General features: G+C 35.6%; 6 protein-coding genes and 1 pseudogene. 4 read left to right on the top strand and 3 right to left on the bottom strand.

Features of this window, described 5'->3' with window-relative positions; genetic code table 11:
* Positions 1-140 precede the first annotated feature (140 nt).
* From DXU93_RS15295 to DXU93_RS14755, 4 genes and pseudogenes are all read left to right on the top strand, one after another.
* A pseudogene (locus DXU93_RS15295) lies at positions 141-809 on the top strand (efflux RND transporter periplasmic adaptor subunit); the annotation flags it as partial.
* A gap of 129 nt (positions 810-938) precedes the next feature.
* A complete protein-coding gene (locus tag DXU93_RS15300) occupies positions 939-1394 on the top strand; it encodes a DUF3347 domain-containing protein (protein ID WP_262510734.1) in 456 nt (151 codons plus the stop codon).
* A gap of 34 nt (positions 1395-1428) precedes the next feature.
* Positions 1429-3444 (top strand): copper-translocating P-type ATPase, encoded by a 2016-nt coding sequence (locus tag DXU93_RS14745; RefSeq protein WP_116882073.1) that lies wholly within the window; start codon positions 1429-1431, stop codon positions 3442-3444.
* A 426-nt stretch (positions 3445-3870) separates the two neighbouring features.
* Positions 3871-6153 (top strand): ATP-dependent helicase, encoded by a 2283-nt coding sequence (locus DXU93_RS14755; protein ID WP_116882075.1) that lies wholly within the window; start codon positions 3871-3873, stop codon positions 6151-6153.
* A gap of 77 nt (positions 6154-6230) precedes the next feature.
* Here DXU93_RS14755 and DXU93_RS14760 read toward each other — a convergent pair whose 3' ends face one another.
* The 3 genes from DXU93_RS14760 to DXU93_RS14770 form a co-directional block, all read right to left on the bottom strand.
* The gene (locus tag DXU93_RS14760; protein ID WP_116882076.1) at positions 6231-7601 is read right to left on the bottom strand and encodes a TolB-like translocation protein; all 1371 of its coding nucleotides are present in this window, start codon (positions 7599-7601) and stop codon (positions 6231-6233) included.
* Between the two features lie 104 nt (positions 7602-7705).
* A complete protein-coding gene (locus DXU93_RS14765) occupies positions 7706-8599 on the bottom strand; it encodes an EI24 domain-containing protein (protein ID WP_116882077.1) in 894 nt (297 codons plus the stop codon).
* A gap of 183 nt (positions 8600-8782) precedes the next feature.
* A complete protein-coding gene (locus tag DXU93_RS14770; RefSeq protein WP_116882078.1) occupies positions 8783-9640 on the bottom strand; it encodes a T9SS type A sorting domain-containing protein in 858 nt (285 codons plus the stop codon).
* Between the last annotated feature and the right edge of the window lie 148 nt (positions 9641-9788).

The following is a 9788-nucleotide window of genomic DNA, read 5'->3' on the forward strand; positions in this document are numbered from 1 at the left end:
GGTACAATACAGAAAGATTACATTCATCTCTAGGGTATGTTTCCCCTCTAGAAATGGAAATTAAGTTAAGAGGGAAAATTAATAAAGTGGCTTGATAAAATTTGTCACAAAATTAGTAGGAATTCCACCAAGAGGAATTATTTGAGGCGAAAAAAATAAAAGAAGAACAACCTTCTTTATATAAAGCCGCCAAAGAAAAACTGCAAAATTGGAAACTGACGCAAAAGCAAATTGATCAGATCATAAAGATTGGAGAGATTCAAGAACAATTTCCAATTTTGGCTGATGTTTCAGGAATCGTAACAAAGAAAAACATCAATCTCGGCGATTACATTAAAAAAGGAGAATCGCTCTATGAAATTGCAGATATCAGTACCGTTTGGGTGCTTTTTGATGTTTACGAAAGCGATATTCCGTGGGTAAAAAAAGGCGACAAAGTGGAGTTTACTGTTCGCTCCTTGCCTAACGAAACTTTTAACGGCGAAGTCTCTTTTATCGATCCTGTTATCAATTCCAAAACAAGAGTTGCATCGGCTAGGGTCATTATCAAGAACCCAGGGAAAAGATTAAAACCCGATATGTTTGTTCGAGGAATTGTAAAAAGCGAATTGGAGCAACAAGAAAAAGTGATTATTGTGCCCAAATCTGCGGTAATGTGGACAGGAGAACGTTCTGTTGTTTACGTGAAAAACGCAAGTTCTGATAAAGTTAGCTTTTTGATGAAAATGGTCACTTTAGGACCTTCATTGGGAGACGGATACCTCATTAAAGAAGGTCTAGAAGTTGGAGATGAAATCGCTACGAATGGAACATTTAGTATTGACGCAGCAGCGCAATTGGCGGGCAAGCCAAGTATGATGAGTCCAGAAGGAGGAGTTCCTGTTTCAGGTCATAATCATGGAGGAGCTTCTCATTCTGAAACTATGACAATGGAAGAAATGTCCATCGGTCAAAAGGAAAAAGATGCCTTGTCTCCACTTTTCGAAGCTTATTTCAAATTAAAAAACAATCTCGTAAATGACGATTTCAAAGCTGGAATTTCAAGTGCGAAAGAAATGACTACAATCTTAAATAAAGTTGACATGAAAATTTTTAAAGGCGAAGCCCATGACTTTTGGATGAAGCGAAGTGACGTTCTAAGCAAGGAATTAAAAAAAGCAATTTCGACTAAAGAGATTGGAGAGCTTAGAAAACCATTTGAGGAAATTTCGAATCAATTAATTATGATTCTGAAATCTTTTGGAGCGATGGACAAGGCCATTTACATCGAACATTGTCCTATGGTGAATAACAACAACGGTGCAGATTGGTTGAGTTTAGAGTCTGAGATTAAGAATCCATATTATGGTGAAGCGATGTTGAAGTGTGGTGAGGTAAAACAAGTTATTAAATAGTTAATTAAAAGACCAATAAATAATAATTACAATTATGAAACAACACGAACATCATAAAGAAATGGACCATTCAAAAATGGATCATTCTGGTCATGGAGAAATGAAACACAATCATCATGAAATGATGATACAAGACTTTAAACGAAGGTTTTGGGTTTCAATGATTTTAACACTTCCAATTCTTGCATTATCACCGATGATACAAGGTATGCTTGGAGTAGAGTGGGAATTTCCAGGAAGTAATTATGTTTTCTTTGGTTTAGCCAGTATTGTTTATTTTTATGGTGGTTGGCCCTTTTTGTCAGGTTTAATTAGTGAACTAAAAAGTAAATCCATTGGAATGATGACCCTTATTGCGGTCGCTATTTCCGCTGCCTACTTCTACAGTGTCGCAGTTATTTTTGGCTTTGAAGGTCAAACTTTCTTTTGGGAATTAGCTACACTTATCGATGTAATGTTAATCGGACATTGGCTTGAAATGCGTTCAATTCTTGGAGCTAGTAAAGCTTTGGAAGCCTTAGCGGAATTGATGCCCAATGAAGCGAACTTGGTTGAAGGTAGTCAAACACGTAAAGTAAATATTGGTGATTTAAAAGAAGAGGATATAATTTTAATTCGACCGGGCGAGAAAGTGCCCGCCGATGGAATAATTGTCGAAGGTGAAAGTGACCTCAATGAAAGTATGTTAACAGGGGAAAGTAAACCCGTAACTAAAACAGTTAACGAAGAAGTTATTGGTGGTGCCATCAATGGAAATGGGGTTATAAAAGTGCGTGTTAAAGGAAGTGGAGAAGAAGGATATCTGTCTAAGGTGATTGACATGGTGCAAACCGCTCAAAAACAAAAATCAAAAACGCAACGCCTCGCAGACACCGCAGCTAAATGGTTGACAATTGTAGCGCTAGTTTTAGGTTTTGGAACTTTCTTTACTTGGTTGGCATTAGGTGAAAACCTAGCTTTTTCAATGGAGCGCATGGTAACAGTGATGGTGATTTGTTGTCCACATGCATTGGGATTAGCCATTCCACTTGTGGCTTCAATTTCCACAAGTATTTCTGCTCAAAATGGTTTATTAATACGCAATAGAACTGCTTTTGAATCATCGCGTAAAATTTCAACTATAGTGTTTGATAAAACAGGAACTTTAACCAAAGGTTCACATGAAATCACACGTATGGTCTCACTTCATTCTGATTATACGGAAACGGACCTTTTAACCTATGCTGCGGCAGTAGAAAGTCCCTCAGAACATCATATTGCCAAGGGATTAGCACGAAAAGCAAAAGAAAAGCAACTGGACATTCCTTCAGTGACTGATTTTAAATATACGGCGGGCGTTGGAGTTAGCGGAAAAGTAAACGATAAGGAAGTGCACGCCGGCGGACATTTGTTGCTGGAGCAAATGAATAAAACAGTCGAGAAAGACGAAAATGAAGGAATAGAAACCAAAATTTTCACTTTTGTGGATGGAGAATTAATTGGGTTTATCACTTTTGCAGATGAAATAAGGGAAAGCTCTTTTGACGCTATTAAAACCCTTCATAATCACAACATCAAAGCTTCTTTACTTACTGGAGATAATGAAATTGTAGCTAAGGATGTAGCAGCCAAACTGGGTCTCGACGATTATATGTCAGAGGTGCTTCCTGATCAAAAGCTGGAAAAAATAAAAGAATTGCAAGCACAAGATGAATTTGTGGCCATGGTTGGAGACGGTGTAAATGACGCGCCTGCTCTTGCCCAAGCGGATGTTGGAATAGCCATTGGTTCAGGGACTGATGTAGCTGCCGAAACGGCCGATATCGTATTAATGGACAGTAACCCGAAGGACATTGTTAATTTAATATTATTTGGAAAAGCGACTTACAAAAAAATGGTTCAAAATTTAGTTTGGGCTACGGGATACAATGTTATCGCTTTGCCTTTAGCAACAGGTTTCATTCCAGGACTAATGATTAGCCCTGCTTTTGGAGCGGCATTGATGAGCGTTAGTACAATAGTTTGTGCCTTGAATGCGCAATTGTTGAGGAGGAAGATTGGGAGGAGATAAAGAGGAATAATTCCATTAAATCGAGAGAAATTCGAAATCTATATTATGGAGATGCAATGTTGAAATGTGGGGAGGTAAAAGAAGTCATAGGTAAATAATTTTTAGTGTTAATTATAAGTGTATGAATACGAAATTGTTTATCTTTATAATCATAACGTTCATTCATTTAAGTACATAATTCACGATATTTCACGTGCCCTATGTGGTGACCAACATATATCAAAAACCCTTAAACTCAGACAGAGTCAAGGGTGTGAGGTTTTTCATTGAGCCCTAGTGGGACAGCAACTCAGAAATGAGAAAAAAGAGTGAGGACAGAAGTATTTACACTTTTTTTTTGATCTAGATTTTTCAAAAGAAAAAGTCATTTTAGAATTTTAATCCCAAATCATTCCTCCCTAACTGGTTATTTATATCTTTGTTTTTATGGATTATTTAGACGGATTAAATGATAGTCAACGCCAAGCCGTTGAGAATATTGACGGCCCAATGATGGTGATTGCTGGTGCAGGATCAGGAAAAACAAGAGTGCTTACCTACCGCATAGCTCACCTTTTGAGAAAGGGTGTAGATTCTTTTAGCATTTTAGCCCTAACCTTTACCAACAAGGCTGCAAAAGAAATGCAAGAAAGAATTAATTCTATTGTTGGTGGAAATGAATCCATGAATATTACAATGGGAACATTCCACTCCGTTTTCGCCAAGATTTTACGTTACAATTCCGACAAACTTGGGTATCCATCAAATTTCACCATTTATGACACGCAAGATTCTAGAAGTTTAATTAAAGCCATCGTTAAAGAATTTGGGCTAGACGAGAAAGTGTACAAACCAAATGCAGTACAAGGTCGTATTTCGAGTGCGAAAAATAATTTAATCTCTCCTGCAGCATACGAAGCAAATGCCGAAATTGTAGGGGAAGATAGAATGTCTAAAAAGCCTGAAATATTTAGAATTTATAAAGAATATGCAAAACGTTGTTTCCAGGCTGGAGCAATGGATTTTGATGATCTTTTATACCAAACCAATGTTTTATTAAGGGATTTTCCAGAGGTTTTACATTTCTACCAACGAAAATTCAAATATGTATTGGTAGACGAGTATCAGGATACAAATTATTCGCAATACCTCATCGTTAAGAAGTTGGCTGCTATGTATGAAAATATTTGCGTGGTGGGTGATGATGCACAAAGTATTTACTCTTTCCGTGGTGCGAATATAGAGAACATATTAAACTTTAAAAAGGACTACTCTGACTTTAAACTATTCAAGCTGGAGCAGAATTACCGTAGTACAAACAATATTGTAAAAGCTGCAAATAGTATTATAAAACGAAATAAAGATCAAATTCAAAAAGATGTTTGGACTTCTAACACCGAAGGAAATAAAATCAATATCATCCGTTGTTTAACAGACAATGAAGAAGGGCGTGTAATTACGAATCGCATTTATGACATTAAACAAAGCGAGGGAGCGGAGTATAAAGATTTCGCGATTTTATACCGAACAAATGCGCAATCAAGGTCATTTGAGGAATCCTTACGTAAACTAAATTTACCGTATAAAATCTATGGTGGACTATCATTTTATCAACGTAAAGAGATTAAAGATTTAATCGCATACTTCCGCTTGTCGGCAAACCCTAAGGATGAGGAAGCACTTAAACGTGTTATCAATTATCCAAAAAGAGGAATAGGTAAAACATCGATGGATAGCGTTGTTCTAGCTGCACGTCAGTATGACGTTTCCTTGTGGGATGTAATTTCTGATTTTCAAAGATACCCTGTTTCAATTGGTGCAGGAGCAAAGAATAAAATTGCACAGTTCTCTTTAAAAATCCAGAGTTATGCTGCACAAATGGAGCATGCACCAGCTTATGATTTAGCCAACAACATTGCACAATCTTCTGGGATTTTAAAAGATCTATATGATGATAAATCCCCTGAAGGTGTTACACGATATGAAAATATCCAGGAGTTATTGGCCGGAATTAAAGAATTCTCTGTTCAACAAGAAGAGAAAGATGAAAAAGGAACTTTAAGTGATTTCTTAATTGATGTTGCTTTATTAACGGATGCTGACAAGGAGACAGAAGAAGATAAAAACACCATTACCTTAATGACCATTCACGCCTCCAAAGGATTGGAGTTTCCACATGTTTTCATTGTTGGTTTGGAAGAAAATTTATTTCCATCTCAACTTTCGCTTACTTCAAGAACAGAACTAGAAGAAGAACGTAGATTATTTTATGTTGCAGTCACGAGAGCAGAAAAAACCTGTACTTTATCTTATGTAGTGAGTCGCTATCGTTGGGGACAATTGGTCACTGCGGAGCCAAGTCGTTTTATCGATGAAATTGACAAAACTTTCGTTAACCTTGAAAATGAAACTCGAGGGCGTTCAGGAGGGAAATCACTCAGTGGTTACAAACGTCCATCGGAAAGTAGAACTGCTGGATTTGGAAAAATGGGAGCACCAAAACGAAATCTTAAAAGCATGAGAGAGGTTAACTCAACACCAGCATCTAGTGGTGGCGGTACAACAGACGAATTAAAAGTAGGTTATAACGTTGAACATGCGCGTTTTGGAAAAGGAAAGGTAACTGCATTAGATGGAAAAGGATCAGACCAAAAAGCAACTGTTTTCTTCCCAAGAGTTGGACAAAAGAAATTAATTTTGAAATTCGCGAAGTTAACGGTCGTTAAATAATTACGAGTAGATAATTTCGAGTTTTTCAATTACGATCCAATAGCTATCGGATTACGAATGGTCGTCATAATTCGTAATTAATTAGGTATTTCCCATTCGTCAATGTCTATTTCAAAAATATCGATACTGGATTTATTTCCTTGAATACGATACGTTGAGACATTTGCTTTCTTCAATTTTTCATAATATTTAAAGAACAAATCGTCGTTAACGGTATTGAAATCAGCGCCCAAATTTACAGGCGTTGTCCACTCGTTTCCTTTGTTTTCGGTAACATAAACATCATAACCTCCCATTCCTGTGTAGCCTTCAGAAGAAAAGAAAAGGTATCTACCATCTGGAGAAACAAAAGGAGTTGTCTCATTATCTGTAGTATTCACTGTCATAGGAAGTTTTTGAGCTTCTCCCCAGCTTCTTCCGTTTCTATAAACAACATAAATATCCGAACGAGAATCTTCACCATCTCTGTCACTTACAAAATACATTGTATTACCATCTTCTGTAAATGTTGGTGCTCCTTCAAAATAGGAAGTATTGATCGTTTTATTATCTATTGGTCTTGGACTACTCCACCTGTCTTGTTTGGTTTTTCTTGACAAGCAAATATCAGAACTATTTGTAGCATTACTAACATCGACAACAGCAGTATTTACAGTCATATAAATTTCAGTCCCATCAGCATTAATATAATTCACAGCGTCAAACCCTTCACTGTTCAATCTTTCTATTTCATTGGTCGGTTTCGTCCACCCACCTAGTGAATCACTCCATTTTGAGTAATAGGAATCTTCAAAATAACGTTGATCATCAGGATTTAAATTCCCGCCTTTGGTGTCTGGTCTACGTGAAACAAAAAACATTTCTTTTCCGTCTTGAGAATAAACTAAATTATAGTCATCGTAACCAGAACTAATTGGATCTTCGAGCAGCGTTTTTGTAAATAATCTATCCAATTTTTGAACAGAATCGGCAAAAGCTACTTGGGCTAATAAATCATCTATTTGATAAGATTTCTTCAATGTATTTGAAAAAAGTGCTCCAGCTTTCACATAAAATAAAGCAGCAGAATCTAATTGATTTTGGCGGTGATATGCACTTCCCATCAAAAAAAGTAATTTCCCATCCACCTCTTCTCGAAGCGCTTCTGAAATTCGTGCGTATTTTAGGGCATATCCGAAATTATCCAAGTTGTAATGCGTTTCTCCGATCCAGTATACAGCTTTTGAACTGTATTGATCTCGCACATACGCTTCACGAAAACGAATCATCGCTTCTTTCATTCGCCCTTGATAGAATGCTTCTTTTCCTTCTTCAATCAAAAATAAAGAAGCTGTTCTATCAATAAGTGAACTTGTTGAATCTGGCGGATTTATTGCTATTGATTCAATTTCTTTGGCATTTGAGGTTAAAACAAAAAAAAGTGCAAACAGAGAGAAATATAGTTTCATAGGTAATATTCTTAATTGGAAAAGCAATCTAATAAAATAATTGCAAATTTAGCTCCAAATATATAAAATTGCATTTAGTGACAAACTAAAAACCTATAGTAAGTTTAATTTTCTGATTTATCAATTGAAACTTGTGGACTATTATTTCGAATAGCAAACTCATTCTCACTCAAATCTACCAAATCATGCATAGCTATTGTAGCAGCTACAATAGTTAAAATTGGTGCAATAGAAGCCAACATCCAAAGAGAAAAATGCAGTAAACTCGTTCCTAAGGTTTGAAATGGATGATCCAAAAAGCCTTCGTAGTTCACCATTTGTCCTAAATCGACAGGAACCAAGATGAATACAGAATATATACAACCTATTGCAACTGCTAAACCTCTATGCCGACGAATAAAATGAATACTTTGATCGATATCTAGTCTTCTTCTTTCGTTGATATAATCAATAAAACTAAAGCCATAATAGAAGAAACCAATGGCAAAAGTGAGGTAAAAGAATGGAGATTGATGTACTTCATCCCATCCTAATGCAGAAACGATTAAAATCAATAAAAAGAAAATATATTCCCACATTACGTTTCTCATGGCAATATGTAATCCTCTTTTTACATCGTGCAGGGTTTGTTGTAAACTAAATGGATATTTGTTATTTGTTAGTTTTTTTTCTACAATTTGAGAAATGATAGAAATCATCGGAGAAAGTAAAACAACAACAATATACTTAGCAAATTTCATTAAGATTAAACCAATGGAAATACTTAACAACATCTTCAACAAAAACCAAATGGTTTCATTCATGTTGGCACACTCCAAACAACCTTGTTCTTCTGACCAACCGGCTTGCCATGATGCAAATTCACTTCCTACATAATAAATGAGCAGCATTAATCCAGCGGGAATTGGCAAGTACCAATATAATTTATGCGTTTTGATAAAGCTAATTGCCTTCCAATAACTGCGAATACCCAATGCGAAATGTTTGAAGAATTTCATGCTGTTTTTTGAATATGCTTCAAAAGTAAGAAAGAGTTGTTTTAAATAATGTATTCAGGAAATAAAATAAATTGATTCATTTGAAAAATATTGGCATAAAATAAAATTGACGTACATTGAACAATAGTAGAGACGCACGGCCGTGCGTCTCTACTATTGTTTTAACACGAAACAATGTTTTTTTTAACGTTTCATAAATTTTATAACGCTGAATTCTTCAAGACCATCATTTAATTTCAGAAGGTAAGTACCATACTCCAAGGAAGAAACATCAATTTGATTATTTAAAACACCTCCAAAAGACACTTTTTCACCAATAAGGTTATATATTTCATAAGTATACTTCTTTTCAAAATTTGACGAAATCTTTAATGCATTATTTACCGGATTGGGATAAATATTGATATTTGATTTTGCTTCTTCAGTTAGTCCGACAGTCGAATAATCACAAGGGATTGAAGTATCCTTATGATAATTAATCAATTGATCAGAGTAACAACGGATTTGTCCTTCGGGGTGACAGTTAAAATAGTTAGTGAGTAATTGAGGTGCTCCAACACGTTCAATGATTGGACCATAAAAGCCGAAATTTACATCATTTACATTCATTTGTGTAATATGTACAATCCTTAAGGTTTCACCAGCTGTATTAGTTTGTCCAACAGAATCTACAATAAATTTTGCGGTGTCTGTAGAGATACTTGTTGGAATATAATTGATTTCCCAAGTATCGCCTGGACTTGCGCCAATATCAAAAAGAAATTGAAAAGTATCAACTTCGGAATTGTAAAAGTAAATCGTATCATTACTTTCGTAAGTAAACTGTGGTCCTGACCATGGACATTGGAAGTTCCCAATGATTTTACTGCATTGCTGCCCATTTACAATGGTATCCTTTTCTACTTCTATTTTAGAGAAAGTAACTCCTTCTTGTTGTACAGGAATTTCAGAATAATACCATTCTGCCCCTACAGGTGCCCAGTTTTGTGCGTTTAAGCCAAGACTTATAAGCATTGACATCAATAAAGCGAATTGTTTCATAAGTAAGTAATTTAAGTCAAATGTCAAGTCCTAAATAAGCGATACAGATTATTAAAGGATTAAAGTTATAAATTAAAGCTGAGTAATGACGTCATTACTCAGCTTTTTTGATTTGTATTGTTTTCTTATTAATATGTTTTGTCTATGC

It is taken from the genome of Brumimicrobium aurantiacum, assembly GCF_003402975.1.
In the GTDB taxonomy this organism is placed as follows: domain Bacteria; phylum Bacteroidota; class Bacteroidia; order Flavobacteriales_D; family Crocinitomicaceae; genus Brumimicrobium; species Brumimicrobium aurantiacum.